Origin of the sequence: Xenophilus sp., assembly GCF_044462705.1 — a bacterium.
GTDB classification, from domain to species: Bacteria; Pseudomonadota; Gammaproteobacteria; order Burkholderiales; family Burkholderiaceae_C; genus Xenophilus; species Xenophilus azovorans.
This window is the reverse complement of sequence record NZ_JBIQNC010000125.1, coordinates 1-15431: the sequence shown is the minus strand read 5'-3', so window position 1 is coordinate 15431 and position 15431 is coordinate 1. Positions and strand designations below refer to the sequence as shown.

The window sequence follows — 15431 nt, the reverse complement described above, 5'->3', positions numbered from 1 at the left end:
GAAAAGCGCCCCTCATCCGCCCCTTCGGGGCACCTTCTCCCCGCAGGCGGGGAGAAGGGAGTCAAGAGCAAGAGCGCCCCTCATCCGCCCCTGCGGGGAGAAGGTGGCGCGAAGCGCCGGATGAGGGGCGCTTTTCAGTCCAGTTGCGCCTTCACCGCCTCGAGGAACTCGGGGTCGAGCTTGCTGCCCATCCTTTCGGTGCGGGCGACGATGCGGCCGTCCTTGTCCAGCAGGATCAGCGCGCTGGTGTGGTTGAATTCGCCGTCGGAGAGCTGGCGGTACTGGATGTCGAGGACGCCGGCGACGCTGCGCACGTCGGCGGGCTTCGGCGTGGCCAGGGTCCAGCGGCCGTCCACCTTACGTTCCTTCACCACGGCCATCAGCGCGGCGGGATCGTCGCGGGCGGGGTCCATGCTGATCAGCAGGATGCCGAGCTTCGCGCGCTGCGCCGGCGTGAGTGAGCGGTCGACGGCCTTGCCGCTTTCGACGATCAGCGGACAGATGTAGCGGCAGGACGTGTAGAACATGCCGACGATCTGCGGCTGGCCGCGGCGGGTGCGCCAGTCGAAGGTCTTGCCGTGCTGGTCGGTGAGGGAGATGGGGAGTTGGTAGATGGAGTCGGTGGGGAGCCGACCATGGGTCGGCTCTACGGGGGTTGCGGCTGCCGCCGCTCCCACAAGAAACATGGCAAGGAAGAGGGAAAAGACAGCGCGGGTCATTGCGTGCTCCGGGCACAGCGGAAGCCGAGGTTGGCGGTGGTGCTCTTCGCGGTAAGCGAGGAAAGCATGGCCACGCGCATCAGCACCGCGTAGTTGTCGCGGTCGTCCATGGACAGGGCGCCCGCGCCGCAGAATTTCGCCTTGTCCGGATCGCCCTGCTTGCGGGCGTCCTCGGCGATCATCAGCGAGGAAAAATCATCGGTCCATTCCCAGACCAGGCCGTGCAGGTCCTGCACGCCGTAAGCGTTGGGCGTTTGCAACCCGGCGCGCGGCAACGGCCCGGTGGACGGGCGCGAGTACCAGCCAAGGATGCGTTCGCGCCACGCCGGGTCCTTGCGCGCGTCGGTGCGAGTCTCGTCGGCGGCGGCGGCGTATTCCCATTCGCTCCAGGTCGGCAGCCGCGCACCCTGCGCCTCGCAGTAGGCCGAGGCGGCGAACCAGCTCACGTTGACCACCGGCTGCTTCGCCTGGGCGTCGTCCTTCAGCGCCACCGGGCCGGCCCAGTGCTGCAGGTAGCGTTCGTCCGCCAGCACGCGGGCCACCTTGTCGCGCCGCCACTCGGGGTGGGCCTGCACGAACGCGAGGAATTGCGCGTTGGTCACCGGCGCCTTCTGCAGCTCGAACGGCGCCACCTTCACCGTCGGCGTGTCCTCGTACTTCAGCGCCGACTTGAAGTTGCCGCCGGGCAGGCTGACGAAGCCGCTGCCCGCCGCCGCGAGTGCGGCGACGGGCAGGAGGGCGAGAAGGAGGGTGATCCTCTTCATGGACCGTCAGTGGACCGCCTCGCCCGTGCCCAGCGCCGGGCCCTGGCGCGCGGCGGCCGCCTCTTCCTTGGTGATTTGGCCGCCCGGGTTGCCCCAGCTGTTGAGGACGTAGGTCGAGATGTTCGCGACCTCGTCGTCGGTGAGCTGCGACATCGGTGGCATCACCGAGTTGTACTCCTTGCCGTTGACCACGACCGGGCCGGTCAGGCCGTGCAGGATGACCGCGGGAATCCGCTTGGGATCGGCGGCGATCCAGTCCGAGCCGGCCAGCGGCGGGAACACGCCCTCGAGGCCCTGGCCATTGGCCTGGTGGCAGGTCGAGCAGGTGCCCGCGAACAGCGCCTCGCCGGCCTTGATCTGGTCCTCCACCGTCAGCGTGCCGGTCTGCGCGGCCTCGGCGGCCTTGCCGACCGCGGCGAGGTTGGGCGCGGCCTGGTCGCCGATGTACATGGCGTCGACTTCCTTGCCCGAGTAGATGTCGGGGCGTTCGGGGCCCTCGGCCTTCAGGATCGCCAGCGCGCCCTTGTTGAACGCGCGGAAGATCGAGTGGTCGACCAGCACGTAGCTGCCCGGCACTTCGACGTGGAAGTCCATGATCGCGGCGCCGCCCGCGGGGATCAGCGTGGTCTGCACGTTCTCGTTGTAGCGGGTGCCGCCCTCGAACCAGACCTTGTCGAAGATCTCGCCGATCACGTGGAAGCTCGACACCAGGTTCGGGCCGCCGTTGCCGACGTACAGGCGCACGCTCTCGCCGGTGTTGGCCTTGAGCGCATTGTCGCCGGTGAGGGCGCCTTCCTTGCCGTTGAACAGGACGTAGGTGGGGTTCTCGTCCACGCCCTTCTGCATGTCGAATTCCTGGTGGCCCTTCTCGCGGTACTTGCCCGTGGTGTAGAAGTCGCCCTGCATCACGTAGTACTCGCGGTCGACCGGCGGCATGCCACCCGGCGGCTCGACCAGGATCAGGCCGTACATCCCGTTGGCGATGTGCATGCCCACCGGCGCGGTGGCGCAGTGGTAGACGTACAGGCCGGCGTTGAGCGCCTTGAAGGTGAAGCGGCTGACGTGGCCGGGCGCGGTGAAGGTCGACGAGGCGCCGCCACCGGGGCCGGTGACGCCGTGCAGGTCGATGTTGTGCGGCATCTTGCTGTCGGGCATGTTGCGCAGGTGGAACTGCACCGTGTCGCCCTGGCGCACGCGGATGAAGCTGCCCGGGACCGTGCCGCCGAAGGTCCAGAAGGTGTAGGTGACGCCGGGCGAGATCTCCATTTCCTTCTCGATCACGTCCAAGGTCACGACCACCTTCGCCGGATAGTCGCGGTTGGTCGGCGGCGGCACGAACGGCGGCGAGGTGAGCACGGCTTCAATCGGCTCGCCCTGCGGTGGCCCGAAGTCGCCCTTGAGCGAACCGCCGGTGTCGCTGGGCGACGTGCCGGCGGCCTGCTTCTGCGGTGGTGCGCTGCCGTTGCAGCCGGCCAGCGCGAGCGCGGTGGCGACCATGGCGGCGATGAGTTGACGAAGCGGCTTTCTCATTTGCGGTCCCCTTTTCCTGGGTTCTGCTGGATGGTGGCAGCTTGCATCGTTCCGCCAGATGCCGACCTGACGTGGGTCAAACGCGTGTTGGATCGCGACCATGCTGGCCCATCCCTTGACCTGGATCAATGCCGCCACGGGGGCCGCGGACGAGCCTTGCCGCACCCCGCGGCAGGAACCCACCATGTCCCTTCGTGTCCCTTCGCGATCCTTGCTGGTCGTGGCGTTGTGCACCGTCGTCCCCCAGGCGTTCGCGCAGGCGGTGGGATGGGAGTTCGAAGGCCACCTGCGCCTGCGCCAGGAACACGTCGAAGACGACGCGTTCCGGCCGTCGGCCGACGCGACCACGCTGCGCCTGCGTGCGGGCCTGCATGGCCGCTTCGGCGGGGGCTGGGAAGCGCTGCTGGAAGGCGAGGGCATCGCGTCCGCGGGCGCGTTCAACGACGGCCGCAACGGTCACGCGGGCTGGCCGGTGGTGGCCGATCCGCACGGCGTGGAACTCAACCAGGCGTGGCTGCGGCATGCCGGTGATCGCATCACCGCCACGGCGGGCCGCCAGCGGCTGCTGATGGGCAACCAGCGCTGGATCGGCAACAGCGGTTGGCGGCAGAACGAGCAGACTTTCGATGCCGTGGCCCTCGACGCGCAATTGCACGCGTCCACGACGCTGCACTATGCGTGGCTGGGGCGTGTGCACCGGGTCAACGGCGACCAGGCGCGCGATCCGCTGGCGCGCGAGCGGCGCCTGGACAGCCACTACGCGGAGCTGGCCTGGACGCATGGTCGGGTGCAGGTGGCGCCCTATGTGTTGCTGCACCGGGACCGCGACCTGGCGACCGCCTCTACCGCGACCCGCGGCCTGCGCGGCGCCTGGAACGGCGTGCGCGACGGGCACGGTTGCCGGATCGAGGCGGACATCGCGCGGCAGACCGAAGCGGGCGATGCGCCGCTGGCGTTCTCGCACGACTACTGGCGGATCGAACCGGCCTGCGTGGTGCGCGGCACCACCTGGCGCGCCGGCGTCGAGCACCTGGGCGGCGACGGCACGCATGCGCTGCAGGCGCCGCTGGGCACGCTGCATGCGTTCAACGGCTGGGCGGACAAGTTCAACGCGATCCCCGCCGGCGGGCTGGAAGACCGCTACCTGGGTGCGGGCGGCAAGCTGGGCCGGGGCAGGGCGCTCGACTGGCAAGTGGCCTGGCACGATTACCGTGCGGACACCGGCGGCGACTACGGGCGCGAGTGGAACGCCTCCCTCGGCGGCGCGTTTGGCACGCAGGTGAAGTGGCTGGCGAAGGTCGCCGACTACCGCGCCGACGGCTACGCCCGCGACACCCGCAAGCTGTGGTTGCAGCTGGAGTGGACGCGGTGAGCCGGCCGCTGTTGCTGCGGCCGGTGCGGCGCCTGATCGACGGCGTGGACGACGCCCTGGTGCTGCTGCTCGCCGCGCGCGGCCGGCTCGCCGCCGCGGCCGCCCGCGGCAAGCGCCGCGCCGGCCTGCCGCCGCGCGACCCCGACCGCGAAGCCGCCATCCACGCCCGCGCCCAGCGCCTCGCCGCCCGCGTCGGCGTCCCCGCCGCCACTGCGTCGGCCTTGATGGATCTCTCCCTTGTGGGAGCGGCGGAAGCCGCGACAGATCCCAGCGATCAAGCAATCCCCCAGTTCCTCCTCCACCTCATCCCCCCACCAAACCGCCTCGCCCCCCTCCTCAAGCACCTTCCCAAATCCCCCCAGGCCCGCTTCCTCGAACAAGCCATGGCCCGCGTCCTGGCCACGTCCCTCGCCGCCGGCCACCTCGAATTCCTCCGCAACCGCCGCCTCGGCATCGAAGTCACCGACCTCGGCCTGCACTGGGTCATCGGCCTGCACGGCGACCGCGTGGCCGTGGTCGGCGGCACCCCGGAGGCCAGCGTCCGCGGCAGCGCCACCGACCTGCTGCTGCTCGCCGCGCGCCAGGAGGACGCCGACACGCTGTTCTTCCAGCGTCGCCTGGTCCTGACCGGCGACACCGAACTGGGCCTGGCCGCGCGCAACCTGCTGGAAGGGCTGCCCTGGGCCAGCGTGCCGCTGGGCCTGCGGATCGGCCTGGACCGCGGCGCCCGGCTGGCGCACCGCGCCCGCGCGGCGCACGCGGGCCGACCCGGATGGCGCACTGCGGCATAATTGCGGTTTTCCCGGAATCCCTGCCGCCCATGACCCGACCCGCCTCGCTCGATCGCGAGCAGCTGCTGGCCTGCGCCCGCGGCGAGATGTTCGGCCCCGGCAACGCCCGCCTGCCGGCGCCGCCGATGCTGATGTTCGACCGCATCACCGAGATCTCCACGGAGGGCGGCAGCCACGGCAAGGGCGTGATCCGCGCCGAGCTCGACATCACCCCGGACCTGTGGTTCTTCGCCTGCCACTTCGAGGGCGACCCGGTGATGCCGGGCTGCCTGGGCGTGGACGCCATGTGGCAGCTCGCCGGCTTCTATCTGCCGTGGCTGGGCGAGCCGGGCCGCGGCCGCGCGCTGGGTGTGGGTGAAGTGAAGTTCACGGGCCAGGTGCTGCCATCGGCGAAACTGGTCAGCTATGAAATCGATATCAAGCGGGTCATGCGCGGGAAGCTGAAGATGGTGATTGCCGACGGCCGCACCCTGGTCGACGGGCGCGAGATCTATACCGCGCACAACCTGCGCGTGGGCCTGTTCGGGTCCACGGAGTCGTTCTGATGGCGAAGGCTGGACAGCGACGCGTGGTGGTCACCGGCATGGGCATCGTCTCGTGCCTGGGCAACGACTTCGCCAGCGTTACCGATTCCCTGCGCCAGACCCGGCCGGGGATCCGCTTCGTGCCCGAATACGCCGAGCTCGGCCTGCGCAGCCAGGTGGCCGGCGTGCCCGACATCGACCTGGATGCGGCGATCGACCGCAAGCTCAAGCGCTTCATGGGCGACGCGGCGGCGTATGCCTATGTTTCCATGCGCGACGCGATCGCCGACGCGGGGCTTGCCGACGAAGTGGTGCGCGACCCGCGCACCGGCGTGATCGCCGGGTCCGGCGGCGGTTCGGCGCAGTGGCAGATCGCCACCGGCGACCTGCTGCGCGAGAAGGGCGTGCGCAAGGTCGGGCCGTACATGGTGCCGCGGACGATGTGCTCGACCGTTTCGGCCTCGCTGGCCACCGCGTTCGGCATCCGCGGGGTGAGCTATTCGATTTCCGCCGCCTGCGCGACCTCGGCGCACTGCATCGGCGCCGCGGCGGACATGATCCGGCACGGGCTGCAGGACGTGGTCTTCGCCGGCGGCGGCGAGGAAGTGCATTGGGGCATGACCTCGCAGTTCGACGCGATGGGCGCGCTCTCGACCCACCACAACGACACGCCGGGGACCGCCTCGCGGCCCTACGACCTGCACCGCGACGGTTTCGTCATCGCCGGCGGCGGCGGCATGCTGGTGCTGGAGGACTACGAGCACGCGAAGGCGCGCGGCGCCAACATCATTGCGGAGCTGGTCGGCTATGGGGTGACCTCGGACGGCGTGGACATGGTCGCGCCGTCGGGCGAGGGCGCGGTGCGCTGCATGCGCATGGCGCTGGAAGGCGTGGACACGCCGGTGGACTACCTCAACACGCACGGCACCTCGACGCCGCTGGGCGACATCGTCGAGCTGCAGGCGATCCGCGAGGCGTTCGGCGAGGGCAAGGTGCCGCCGCTGTCGTCGACCAAGGCGCTGAGCGGCCATTCGCTCGGCGCGGCGAGCGTGCACGAGGCGATCTACTGCCTGCTGATGCTGCGCGAGGGCTTCATGGCCGGCTCCTACAACATCCTGGAACTCGACCCCAAGGCCGCCGACTTCCCGATCCTGCGCCACGCCACCGACGCGGCCCTGACCACGGTCATGTCCAACAGCTTCGGCTTCGGCGGCACCAACGGCACCCTCATCTTCCGCAAACCCTGATCTCCCTTTCTCCCTTCTCCCCGCCCTGCGGGGAGAAGGTGCCCCGAAGGGGCGGATGAGGGGCGCCCTTGCCCTATCCCTTCTCCCCGCCTGCGGGGAGAAGGTGCCCCGAAGGGGCGGATGAGGGGCGCCTTTGCCCTATCCCTTCTCCCCGCCTGCGGGGAGAAGGTGGCGCGAAGCGCCGGATGAGGGGCGCTTCAAACGTACCCCCACACCATCACAAAGTGGCACCCCGTCCCCCCCATCACGAACAGATGCCACACGAAGTGGCTATACCGCACCCGCTCGTGCAGCAGGTAGAACACGACGCCCACGGTGTACGCGACGCCGCCCGCAAACAACCAGGCGAGGCCGGCAGGCGCCATGTGCGTCCATAGCGGCTGGATCACCGCCAGCGCCGCCCAGCCCATCGCGACATACAGCGCGACCGACACCTTCCGGTACCGCGCCCCGGCAAGCAGCTTGAACACGACGCCCGCGACGGCCAGTGTCCAGATCACCGCCAGCATGGTCCACCCGGCGGCGCCGCGCAGCACGCCGAGCAGCACCGGGGTGTAGGTGCCGGCGATGAGCAGGTAGATCGCGCTGTGGTCCAGGCGCCGCAACACCCCGTTGCGATCGGCGCGCGGGAACGCGTGGTACAGCGTCGAGGTGAGGTAGGCCAGCACCATCGTGGCGCCGAACACCGAGGCGCCGAGGATCGGCAGCGCGCCGCCGCTGCGCGCCGCATCGCGCACCAGGAACGGCAGCGCGACCAGCGCCAGCAGCAGGCCGATGCCATGGCTGAGGGTGTTGGCCACATCCTCGCCCCGCGTCGGGGTGCGGCGCGTCCGGATTCGGAGGGACGGTGCGTCCGCGCTTCTCATCCCGCTTCGGCCGGCACGCGCGTATCCATCCCGGCCTGCCCATGCCAGTACCCGCTGCGGTGCGCGAGGTAGGGCACCGGCGTCGGGCTGGCGAGTGCGCGCTGGAAGTGGTGCAACACGTCGTCCATGCCTTCTGCCTGCGGCTGGATGCGCAGCAGGCGCACGCCGAGTGCGCGCAGGGTCGGCAGCTCCGGAGCGAGGTCGAGGATGTGTTCGCCCATGATCTGGATGCCGTTGATGCGCAGCAGCGGCTCTCCTTCGCGGGTCGCCAGCGGCAGGCCGTCGGGATGCTCGATGCAGCGGAAGCCGCACTGGTCCTTGGGCACGTCGAAGGCGCGGGCGGTGAAGCAGCGCGCCGACCAGGACAGCGGCGGGCGGCCCCAGGCGACGACCTCGAGTTCCGGCATCGGGCGGCCTTCCGCTGCGGTCGCCTCGATGATCTCCGCGATCAACGCATGCCCCTGTTCGACGCCCGGCACCCAGCGGCGCAAGCCGTCCTCGACCAGCATCGCCAGAGCGCAGTGGTTGTAGACGTTGAGCGAGGGGCCGGCGACGAACGGGATGCCACGCTCGCGGCACAGCTGCACCGCGGAGTAGTCGTTCGCCTCGATCCAGAACGCGCCGTGCTCGACCTGGCGGCGCAGTACCGACAGTTCGGATTCGGCTTCGATCAGCGCCAGCGTGGACAGCACCACCTGCTTGCCGCCGGCCGCCAGTTCTCCGGCCAGGTCGATCCAGTCGACCGTGCGCAGCTCGCGCCGCTTGCTGCAGACGGTTTCGCCCAGGTACACGACCTCGACCGGCCAGTCGCCCACGGCGCGATAGAACGTGAGCGTCTTCTCCCGCGGCCAGAAATACTGCAGCGGCCCCAGGCTCAACCCGATCCCGCCGTCGCCCCGTAGAGCCGACCCATGGTCGGCTTCCCTCATGGCGCCGCCCTCAATGCCAGGCACGGTGGTACGCCCCCAGCGTCGTCTGGTGGCCTTCGGCGTGCTTGCCCAGCGCCTCGTGCCATTTCGCGTTCGGCGACCAGGTGTCGGGCGAGTGCGCGTAATGGTCCAGCGCCGCGCGCCAGGTCCGCGCGACCGAGGCCACGTAGGCCGCGCCGCGCTGGCGGCCTTCGATCTTCAATGCGGCGACGCCGGCGCGCGCCAGGCGCGGCAGCAGATCGAGGGTGTTGAGGCTGGTCGGTTCCTCGAGCGCGTGGAAGACCTCGCCGCGGACATCGAAGCGGCCCTTGCACACGGTGGGGTAGCCGGCTGGTTCCTGCGGCGCGAACTCGTCGATCAGGACCTCGTTGAGGCGCACGCTGCGGCTGCCGTCGGCCTGTTCGTCCCAGCGCACGAACTTCGCCGGCGAGCACACGCCATGGCGGTTCGGCGACGCGCCGGTGACGTAACTGGAGAGCTGGCAGCGGCCCTCGACCATGATGCACAGGCTGCCGAAGGCGAAGGTCTCCAGCGGCACCGGCGAGGCCTGGCACAGGCGTTCGACCTGCTGGATGGACAGCACCCGGGGCAGCACCGCGCGGGCGATGCCGAAGCGTTCGTGGAAATAGCGCAGCGCCGGGGCGGTGGTGGCCGAGCCTTGCACGGAAAGGTGGCGCGGCAGGTCGGGGTGCTTTCGCGCCGCGTAGGCCAGGACCGCCGCTTCGGCGGCGATGATCGCGTCGCAGCCGAGTTCGGCAGCGCGGTCCACCGCGCCGTGCCACAGCGACAGGCGCGCGCTGTCGGGATAGGTGTTGAGCGCGAGGTAGACCTTGCAGCCCTGGGCGTGGGCGTAGCCGATGCCGGCGCGCAGTTCGGACTCGTCGAAGTTCAGGCCGGGAAAGGCGCGGGCGTTGGTCTGGTCGCGGAAGCCGGCGTAGACCGCGTCCGCGCCCGCGTCCACCGCCGCCTGCAACGCGGGCAGGTTGCCTGCCGGGCACACGAGTTCCATGCGCGCTCCTGAAGTGGGGTGGCGGGATGGTCGGCGGTGGCCATCGGGCGCGTCATTGACCTGGATCAATCGCGGGGACGGGGCGGCGGGCTAATGTGCCGGCATGAACAGACTGCTCGTGTCCTCGCTCCTCATCGCCGCCGTGTGCGGCGCTCCCGCGGTGTCGGCGCAGGACCACGCGCACCACCACGCCACGCCCGCCGCGCAGGCCGCCGACCCGGGCGAGCGCTACGCGACCGACGCGCCGCTGCGCGAGAACATGGCCGGGATCCGCGACGCGGTGGCCGCGCTGGAGCATGCGGAGCACGGGCACCTGGATGAGGGGCAGGTCGTGGCGCTGGCGGACACGGTCAGCGGCCATGTGCGCGAGATCGTCGCCAACTGCAAGCTCCCGCCGGACGCGGACGCCGCCTTGCACCTGATCATTGCGCCGCTGATGCAGGAGGCGTCGAAGTTGAAGGCGAACCCGGCCGACCTGTCGCCCGCGGAGGGCATGCGCGCTGCGCTGGAGTCTTACGACGCGCAGTTCGTGGAGTAGGGGCGGATGAGGGGCTCTTTCCCCTTGAGCCAAGCACTTCCCCTACAGACAGTCCACCACCATGCACCGCATGTTCCACACATGCGCATGCGCACCGCCCGGGACCGCACCCGCGAACGCGAACTCCGCCAGTCCATGACCGACGCGGAGCAGAAGCTCTGGTACCTGCTTCGAGACCGCCGACTCTCCGGTTTCAAGTTCCGCCGCCAGCACCGCATCGGTCCGTATTACGCCGACTTCGTTTGCCTTGGATCCCGATTGATTGTTGAGGCAGATGGCGGCCAGCATCTGGAACGCATGCAGTACGACGCCGCGCGCACGCACTATCTGGAAAGCCGCGGCTTCCGGGTGTTGCGGTTCTGGAACCATGAGGTGCTGAAGGAAGCGGAAGCGGTGTTGGAGGCGGTGTTGGGGGCGCTGGAAGGGCGGGATGGGTGGAGTGGGTGAGGTTGCTGTCCCCCCCCGTCAAAAGAGCCCCTCATCCGGCGCTTCGCGCCACCTTCTCCCCGCGGGCGGGGAGAAGGGAAAGGAGGGTGTCGACCCTGGCTTCCACTTCGGGGTCGAGGGTGATGGGGCGGCCCCAGGGGCGGGTGGTTTCGCCGGGCCATTTGTTGGTGGCGTCGATGCCGAGCTTGGAGCCGAGGCCGGAGACGGGGCTGGCGAAGTCGAGGTAGTCGATGGGGGTGTTCTCGACCAGCATGGTGTCGCGGGCGGGGTCGACGCGGGTGGAGAGGGCCCACAGCACCTGCGCCCAGTCGCGCGCGTCGATGTCCTCGTCCACCACGATCACGAACTTGGTGTAGGTGAACTGGCGCAGGTAGGACCAGACCGCCATCATCAACCGGCGCGCGTGGCCGGCGTACTGCTTGCGGATCGAGACGACGGCGATGCGGTAGGAGCAGGCTTCCGGCGGCAGGTGGAAGTCGACGACTTCCGGGAACACGCGCTGCAGGATCGGCACGAACACCTCGTTCAGCGCACTGGCCAGCACCGACGGCTCGTCGTGCGGCGCGCGGCCCATGTAGCTGCCCTGGTAGATGGCGTCGCGGCGCATGCGGATGCGGTCGATGGTCAGCACCGGGAAATGGTCGACGGCGTTGTAGTAGCCGGTGTGGTCGCCGAACGGGCCCTCCGGCGCCGTGTCGCCGGGCGCGATGTGGCCTTCGAACAGGATCTCGGCGCCGGCGGGCGCGTCCAGGCCGGTGGCCGCGCTGTGCCAGACGCGGCTGCGACGGCCGCGCAGCAGCCCGGCGAATTCGTGTTCGGACAAGGTGTCCGGCACCGGCGCAACCGCGGCCAGCAGGGTCGCCGGGTCGGCGCCGATCGCGACCAGCACCGGGAACGGCCGATCCGGATGCGCGCGGGTCCAGTCGGCGAAGTCGAGCGCGCCGCCGCGGTGCGGCAGCCAGCGCATGATGACCCGGTTGCGGCCAAGCACCTGCATCCGGTAGATCGCCAGGTTCTGTCGCGGCTGCCGGGTGCCGCGGGTGATGACCAGGCCGAGCGTGATCAGGCGGCCGGCATCGCCCGGCCAGCAACGCTGGATCGGTAGCGCGGACAGGTCGATGGCGTCCCCTTCGAGGAGGCACTCGTTGAACTCGGCGTCATGCACCTGGCGCGGCGCCACGGTCGCCAGCTGCGCCAGTTCCGGCCAGGTGGACAGTGCCTGGCGCAGGCTCGAGGGCCAACGCGGTTCCTTCAGCGCGGCAAGGAGCTCGCCAAGTTCGCGCAGGCTCGCCAGCGGGCGCCCGGCCAGCGCCGCCTCGATCCGCGCGCGGTGGCCGAACAGGTTGCCAAGGAACGGATGCGCCGCGCCGGCTGGATGCTCGGCCAGCAAGGCCGGGCCGCCGGCCTTCTGCAGCCGCAGGCACAGCGAGGTCGTCTCCAGGTCCGGGTCGATCGGCGCGGCCAGGCGCGTGAGCTGCCCGGCACGCTCCAGGTGCGCGAGGAAGCCGCGCAGGTCGTGGAAGCTCATGCGCCCGGCTGCAGCACGGTGGCGCGCAGCGCGGCCAGGTTCGGGCGCGGGTCGATGCCGTGCTGCGCGAGCCAGCGCGGGTCGAACAGGGTCTCGGCGTAGCGTTCGCCGCGGTCGCAGAGCAGGGTGACGATGCTGCCGGTCTCGCCGCGGTCGCGCATGCGCGCGGCCAGCAGCAGGCAGGCGGCCAGGTTGGTCCCGGTCGAGCCGCCATAGCGGCGCCCCAGCACTTCCTCCAGCAACCAGGCGGCGGCGATCGACTGCGCGTCGGCCACCTCGATCACCTCGTCCACGACCTCGAACAGGAAGCCCGGTTCCACCCGCGGGCGGCCGATGCCTTCGATTACGGTGCACTGGCGCGCGACGGCGTCGCGCCGGTGTGCCTGCCAGCCGCCGGCAAACGCGGCGCCCGCGGGCTCGGCGACGCACAAGCGCGTGTCCAGGCCGCGATAGCGCAGGAAGCGGCCGATCGTCGCCGAGGTGCCGCCGGTGCCGGCGCCGCACACGATCCAGCTCGGGCACGGATGCGGTTCGCGCGCGAGCTGGCCGAGGATCGATTCGGCGATGTTGTTGTTGCCGCGCCAGTCGGTGGCGCGTTCGGCGAGGCCGAACTGGTCGAGGTGGCAGGCGCCTTGCGCTTCGTGCCACGCGGCGCGGGCATACACCTGCGACGGGTCGTCGACCAGGTCGCACGCGCCGCCGAGCGCGCGTACCGCGGCAATCTTGCCGGGCGCGGTGCAGGCCGGCATCACCGCCACGAACGGCAGCCCGAGCAGGCGCGCGAACCAGGCTTCGGAAATGGCGGTGCTGCCCGAAGAGGCGTCCACCACGCGCTGGCCTTCGCCGAGCCGGCCGTTGCACAGCGCGTACAGGTACAGCGAGCGCGCCAGCCGGTGCTTCAGGCTGCCGCTGGGGTGCGCGGCCTCGTCCTTGAAGTAGAAGTCGATGCCCGGGAACGCCGGGAAGCGCTGGTGCAGCAGATGGGTGTCGGCCGAGCGCGCGGCCTCGCGCCGCAATGCGCCGATCGCGCTGCGCACCCAACTGCGCGATGCGGGCTTCGGCCGTGCGCCCGGGCGCGTGCGCAAGGCGACGACATCACCCGCGCAGCGCACGGATCCGCTCCGCGAGGTGGTCGAAATACAGGTCGATGTAGCTGATCCCGTTCTCGCGGTCGATCAGGTACGGGTTCATCAGCGTGTGCCGCAGGATCACCAGCGCGTCGTCCTCGCCGTCGCCCGGCTGGGCCAGGCGCAGGGCACCGAGCACCCGCGCCGCCTCCGCGCGGTCTAGCGCGGCGATGCGCAGCGTGGTCACCGAGCCGAAGAACTCGCGGATCTGCAACGGCTGCTTCGGGTCGCAGCGCAGGCCTTCGTGCAGCTTGCGCACGAAGGCGCTGGCCGCGGGCAGGTCGTGGTTGCCGCGCGGGTTGAGCGCCAGGCACACCAGGTTGGTGTCCGGCGCGAATGGCACGCAGGCGTGGGCCAGGTCGGCGATGTCTTCGGCGAAGCGCAGGGCACGCGCGTGGAAGGCCTCCGCCGCCTGGAGCGAATGCCGCTGCAGCTGGCCGAAGCCGGTGTGGTCCAGCGGCAGCACCTTGTGGGTCACGTAGGCGGCGGCCGCGGCGGCGCCGGGCTTGGAGCCTTCGATCGTGTACTGGCCGAGGTGGCGGTAATGCGCCAGGTAGTCGGCGGGGGCCTCGCTGTGGAAGACATAGTCGGCGCTTTCGGCCAGCAGGCGCATGCCGCGGTGGTCGCGGCAGACGAAGGCGCCGGCGCCGTAGGGCAGGTAACCCAGCTTGTGCGGATCCACGGTGACCGATTCGGCGCGGCCGAGCGCGGCGAACGCGGCGTGCACCGCGGGCGAAGGGAAGTGGTCGAATTCCGCGGCGACGTCCTCGCGTGCGCGCAGGCTGCCGTCGGGATTGCGGAACAGCGCGGCGAGATAACCGCCCCAGGCGGCATCCACGTGCACGCAGGTGCCGAAGCCGCGCGCGATCGCAGCGTCGCGCGCGGCGCAGATGCGGTCGATCGGGTCGATGCTGCCGTACTCGGTGGTGCCGAGCACGCCGACCACCATCAGCACCGGCTGGCGCCCGCGTTCGCAGGCCAGCAGCATGTCCTCGAGCGCGTCCGGATCCAGGCGCATGTCGTGCTGGGGCACCGCCTGGAGCTGGTCGCGGCCGAGGCCGAGCAGCTTCATGCCCTTGCTCCAGGAATAGTGCGCGGTGGCCGGGGCCAGCACCATCGGCACGCGCAGGTGCAGGTGCGCCTGCAGGAAACCGTGCAGGCCGCGCTGCTCGAGGCGTTGCGCGTGGACCCGCTCGCGCCAGGTGCGCCGCTCCGCGGGCGGCTGCGCGGCGAGCCAGGCGTTCCACTGGCCGAGCAGGGCGATGGCGTCGGCGGGGGCGAGGTTGAAGGCTTGCCAGTCGTCTTCGGGGAGGTTTACCGCCTCGCCGGGCACGCGCGCCGCGCGCAGCGCGACCGGGAACGCCTTCAGCGCGAGCGCCAGGCGCAGGGCCTGCAGGTTGGCCGACGTGCCGCCGGACGTGAGGTGGCCGAACGCGCAATCGGGCTGCGCCGGGTCGTGCGGGAAGCCGAGCATGCGCGCGAGCTGCAGGCCGACCTGGACTTCCAGGTCCACCGTCACCGGCGCGGCGTCCTCGCTGACGTTGTTCGGGTTGTAGGGCAGCGTCAGCAGTTGCGCCGCGAGCCCGGGCAGCAGCAGGTCCGAGACCATGTGGCCGACGTAGCGCGGGCTGTGGAACGGCACCGAGTGCTTCAGCGCGGCCGAGAGCTGGTGCAGCTCGCGCCGCATCCGCGCTTCCATCGCCAGGTAGCCGGGGCGTTGCGCGGCGGCGGTGGGGATGGCCGGCGGGTCCTCGGGGTGGAAGTTGCGGCGCCAGTAGACGTGGTCGCGCAGGAATTCGACCACCAGCTTTTCGAGCAGGGTGTCGTTTTCGCCGTAGGGGCCGAGGAAGCAGGCGTCGATCAGGCCGTGGTCGTCGGGGGCGCGGGAGTCCATGGGCGCAGGCTATGGACGCCTGATGGCCCGCGCTCTGACCTGAATCAAGCGCGTCGCTTCGCCGCGTCGCTCCGGCGCGGTGTGAAGTGTTTCCTGGCGTGCGCGGGAGGCGGGGGTGTGGCCTGCCGCGTGCGGCACGTCCGTGT

Annotated in this window: 15 protein-coding genes; 6 read left to right on the top strand and 9 right to left on the bottom strand. The window is 70.6% G+C overall.

Translation table 11 applies throughout. The features are described from left to right. Window positions 1-134: 134 nt before the first annotated feature. Genes ACIY1X_RS17550 through nirK form a run of 3 tightly spaced genes read right to left on the bottom strand, consistent with a single transcriptional unit; the run spans window position 135 to window position 2980 of the window. A complete protein-coding gene (locus ACIY1X_RS17550; protein ID WP_399682879.1) occupies window positions 135-719 on the bottom strand; it encodes an SCO family protein in 585 nt (194 codons plus the stop codon). Then, on the bottom strand, window positions 716-1483 hold the full coding sequence (locus ACIY1X_RS17545; RefSeq protein WP_399682877.1) for a formylglycine-generating enzyme family protein: 768 nt from the start codon (window positions 1481-1483) through the stop codon (window positions 716-718). Before ACIY1X_RS17545 ends, ACIY1X_RS17550 begins: the two co-directional genes overlap by 4 nt. 6 nt (window positions 1484-1489) lie before the next feature. Next, window positions 1490-2980 carry a copper-containing nitrite reductase gene (nirK, locus tag ACIY1X_RS17540; protein ID WP_399682882.1) on the bottom strand — a complete coding sequence of 497 codons (1491 nt, stop codon included), beginning with the start codon at window positions 2978-2980 and terminating at the stop codon, window positions 1490-1492. Window positions 2981-3113: 133 nt separating this feature from the next. Between nirK and ACIY1X_RS17535 the strand changes: the two genes are divergently transcribed. The 4 genes from ACIY1X_RS17535 to fabB are packed head-to-tail and all read left to right on the top strand — an operon-like array spanning window position 3114 to window position 6947. After that, a complete protein-coding gene (locus ACIY1X_RS17535) occupies window positions 3114-4385 on the top strand; it encodes an alginate export family protein (RefSeq protein WP_399682874.1) in 1272 nt (423 codons plus the stop codon). After that, entirely contained in the window at window positions 4382-5176 is a 795-nt protein-coding gene (locus ACIY1X_RS17530) for an SCP2 sterol-binding domain-containing protein (protein WP_399682873.1), read from the top strand. Before ACIY1X_RS17535 ends, ACIY1X_RS17530 begins: the two co-directional genes overlap by 4 nt. A 29-nt stretch (window positions 5177-5205) precedes the next feature. Continuing rightward, on the top strand, window positions 5206-5721 hold the full coding sequence (gene fabA, locus ACIY1X_RS17525; protein WP_399682871.1) for a 3-hydroxyacyl-[acyl-carrier-protein] dehydratase FabA: 516 nt from the start codon (window positions 5206-5208) through the stop codon (window positions 5719-5721). Beyond that, window positions 5721-6947 (top strand): beta-ketoacyl-ACP synthase I, encoded by a 1227-nt coding sequence (fabB, locus tag ACIY1X_RS17520; RefSeq protein WP_399682869.1) that lies wholly within the window; start codon window positions 5721-5723, stop codon window positions 6945-6947. The genes fabA and fabB overlap by 1 nt, the downstream gene beginning before the upstream one ends. A 197-nt stretch (window positions 6948-7144) precedes the next feature. Here the strand turns inward: fabB and ACIY1X_RS17515 are convergent, their stop codons facing one another. From ACIY1X_RS17515 to ACIY1X_RS17505, 3 genes are all read right to left on the bottom strand, one after another. Then, window positions 7145-7747 carry a hemolysin III family protein gene (locus ACIY1X_RS17515; protein WP_399682867.1) on the bottom strand — a complete coding sequence of 201 codons (603 nt, stop codon included), beginning with the start codon at window positions 7745-7747 and terminating at the stop codon, window positions 7145-7147. A gap of 62 nt (window positions 7748-7809) precedes the next feature. Continuing rightward, window positions 7810-8742, bottom strand: a complete 933-nt coding sequence (locus tag ACIY1X_RS17510) for a U32 family peptidase (protein ID WP_399682864.1) — start codon at window positions 8740-8742, stop codon at window positions 7810-7812. 10 nt (window positions 8743-8752) lie between these two features. After that, window positions 8753-9751 carry a peptidase U32 family protein gene (locus ACIY1X_RS17505; protein WP_399682862.1) on the bottom strand — a complete coding sequence of 333 codons (999 nt, stop codon included), beginning with the start codon at window positions 9749-9751 and terminating at the stop codon, window positions 8753-8755. Window positions 9752-9854: 103 nt separating this feature from the next. Here ACIY1X_RS17505 and ACIY1X_RS17500 point away from each other — a divergent pair, with 103 nt between their 5' ends. Both ACIY1X_RS17500 and ACIY1X_RS17495 read left to right on the top strand, forming a co-directional pair. Next, window positions 9855-10289: a hypothetical protein gene (locus ACIY1X_RS17500; protein WP_399682859.1), complete on the top strand. Its 435-nt coding sequence runs from the start codon at window positions 9855-9857 to the stop codon at window positions 10287-10289. Window positions 10290-10370: 81 nt separating this feature from the next. Then, window positions 10371-10736, top strand: a complete 366-nt coding sequence (locus tag ACIY1X_RS17495; RefSeq protein ID WP_399682856.1) for an endonuclease domain-containing protein — start codon at window positions 10371-10373, stop codon at window positions 10734-10736. A gap of 31 nt (window positions 10737-10767) precedes the next feature. Here the strand turns inward: ACIY1X_RS17495 and ACIY1X_RS17490 are convergent, their stop codons facing one another. The 3 genes from ACIY1X_RS17490 to ACIY1X_RS17480 are packed head-to-tail and all read right to left on the bottom strand — an operon-like array spanning window position 10768 to window position 15285. Continuing rightward, window positions 10768-12264, bottom strand: a complete 1497-nt coding sequence (locus tag ACIY1X_RS17490) for a UbiD family decarboxylase (RefSeq protein WP_399682854.1) — start codon at window positions 12262-12264, stop codon at window positions 10768-10770. Beyond that, on the bottom strand, window positions 12261-13301 hold the full coding sequence (locus tag ACIY1X_RS17485) for a PLP-dependent cysteine synthase family protein (protein WP_399682851.1): 1041 nt from the start codon (window positions 13299-13301) through the stop codon (window positions 12261-12263). The genes ACIY1X_RS17490 and ACIY1X_RS17485 overlap by 4 nt, the downstream gene beginning before the upstream one ends. 58 nt (window positions 13302-13359) lie before the next feature. Then, window positions 13360-15285 carry a pyridoxal phosphate-dependent decarboxylase family protein gene (locus tag ACIY1X_RS17480; protein WP_399682849.1) on the bottom strand — a complete coding sequence of 642 codons (1926 nt, stop codon included), beginning with the start codon at window positions 15283-15285 and terminating at the stop codon, window positions 13360-13362. Window positions 15286-15431 lie beyond the last annotated feature (146 nt).